This window comes from Paenarthrobacter sp. TE3676 (assembly GCF_056279165.1).
This window is the reverse complement of record NZ_JBWBQU010000015.1, coordinates 1-1,889: the sequence shown is the minus strand read 5'-3', so window position 1 is coordinate 1,889 and position 1,889 is coordinate 1. Positions and strand designations below refer to the sequence as shown.

Sequence of the window (1,889 nt, the reverse complement as noted above, 5' to 3'; positions counted from 1 at the left end):
GTTGCCGTACTGGCACCAGGACACAACCGGTGAAGGCCATGCCAAACAAGTTTGATTCGTTGATATTCCACCCATGAGCACCCACCGCAGAACAGACGCCTGCGCAATGGGCAACACTGACAACCCGTCATCCACCCATGCAGGCAAACAACACCATTGTTAGCAGCTCCTTAGAAAGGAGGTGATCCAGCCGCACCTTCCGGTACGGCTACCTTGTTACGACTTAGTCCCAATCGCCGGTCCCACCTTCGACGGCTCCCCCCACAAGGGTTAGGCCACCGGCTTCGGGTGTTACCAACTTTCGTGACTTGACGGGCGGTGTGTACAAGGCCCGGGAACGTATTCACCGCAGCGTTGCTGATCTGCGATTACTAGCGACTCCGACTTCATGGGGTCGAGTTGCAGACCCCAATCCGAACTGAGACCGGCTTTTTGGGATTAGCTCCACCTCACAGTATCGCAACCCTTTGTACCGGCCATTGTAGCATGCGTGAAGCCCAAGACATAAGGGGCATGATGATTTGACGTCGTCCCCACCTTCCTCCGAGTTGACCCCGGCAGTCTCCTATGAGTCCCCGCCATAACGCGCTGGCAACATAGAACGAGGGTTGCGCTCGTTGCGGGACTTAACCCAACATCTCACGACACGAGCTGACGACAACCATGCACCACCTGTAAACCGACCGCAAGCGGGGCACCTGTTTCCAGGTCTTTCCGGTTCATGTCAAGCCTTGGTAAGGTTCTTCGCGTTGCATCGAATTAATCCGCATGCTCCGCCGCTTGTGCGGGCCCCCGTCAATTCCTTTGAGTTTTAGCCTTGCGGCCGTACTCCCCAGGCGGGGCACTTAATGCGTTAGCTACGGCGCGGAAAACGTGGAATGTCCCCCACACCTAGTGCCCAACGTTTACGGCATGGACTACCAGGGTATCTAATCCTGTTCGCTCCCCATGCTTTCGCTCCTCAGCGTCAGTTACAGCCCAGAGACCTGCCTTCGCCATCGGTGTTCCTCCTGATATCTGCGCATTTCACCGCTACACCAGGAATTCCAGTCTCCCCTACTGCACTCTAGTCTGCCCGTACCCACTGCAGAACCGGAGTTGAGCCCCGGTCTTTCACAGCAGACGCGACAAACCGCCTACGAGCTCTTTACGCCCAATAATTCCGGATAACGCTTGCGCCCTACGTATTACCGCGGCTGCTGGCACGTAGTTAGCCGGCGCTTCTTCTGCAGGTACCGTCACTTTCGCTTCTTCCCTACTGAAAGAGGTTTACAACCCGAAGGCCGTCATCCCTCACGCGGCGTCGCTGCATCAGGCTTGCGCCCATTGTGCAATATTCCCCACTGCTGCCTCCCGTAGGAGTCTGGGCCGTGTCTCAGTCCCAGTGTGGCCGGTCACCCTCTCAGGCCGGCTACCCGTCGTCGCCTTGGTAGGCCATTACCCCACCAACAAGCTGATAGGCCGCGAGTCCATCCAAAACCACAAAAGCTTTCCACCACCATGACATGCGCCAGATGGTCGTATCCGGTATTAGACCCAGTTTCCCAGGCTTATCCCAGAGTCAAGGGCAGGTTACTCACGTGTTACTCACCCGTTCGCCACTAATCCCCCAGCAAGCTGGGATCATCGTTCGACTTGCATGTGTTAAGCACGCCGCCAGCGTTCATCCTGAGCCAGGATCAAACTCTCCGTTGAAGTAAAACAAAACCAAACAGACACAACCACACCCACCGGAAATAACGGTAGAACGCGGCTGCACAAAATTCGAAACCAGCTGAAAACCAGACCACCACACACGGGGGTGCATAATGATCCGGCCATAATTTCAACCAATTGAAAAACAATCGGTATCAACAAACTTGGCACACTATTGAGTTCTCAAACAACAG

Annotated in this window: 1 rRNA gene; it reads right to left on the bottom strand. The window is 55.4% G+C overall.

Annotation, left to right across the window (positions count from 1 at the left end):
• Positions 1–174 precede the first annotated feature (174 nt).
• Positions 175–1,695: ribosomal RNA gene (locus ACZ881_RS21835) — 16S ribosomal RNA — on the bottom strand.
• Positions 1,696–1,889: the final 194 nt, after the last annotated feature.